The 304-nt window shown below is 51.0% G+C and carries 1 pseudogene; it reads left to right on the forward strand.

Annotated elements, in window-relative coordinates:
• Positions 1 to 186: pseudogene (locus Q4563_RS18600) on the forward strand (ABC transporter ATP-binding protein); the annotation flags it as partial.
• Positions 187 to 304 lie beyond the last annotated feature (118 nt).

The following is a 304-nucleotide window of genomic DNA, read 5'->3' on the forward strand; positions in this document are numbered from 1 at the left end:
GGGTTGAGCTATCTGTTTATTACCCACGACCTGTCGATTATTCCACATCTGGCTCATCGGGTGGCGGTGTTGAGTCAGGGGGTCCTGGTTGAGCAAGGGGAGTGCGCCAGCGTGATGAACCAGCCTCAAGACTCTTATACTCAGGCTCTGCTGGCAGCGGCACCGGTTATATGTACGGGTTTATAATCACGACCTTGTTTCTCGGTGTGATTGTCACCATTTAGAGCACCAGAACGCATTTCTTTATTTTTGGCGGTGTAAACCGTCTGACCGATTCAGGAGTTTGTTGTGTCCCAACTGACCC

The organism is Gilvimarinus sp. 1_MG-2023, from assembly GCF_030548285.1.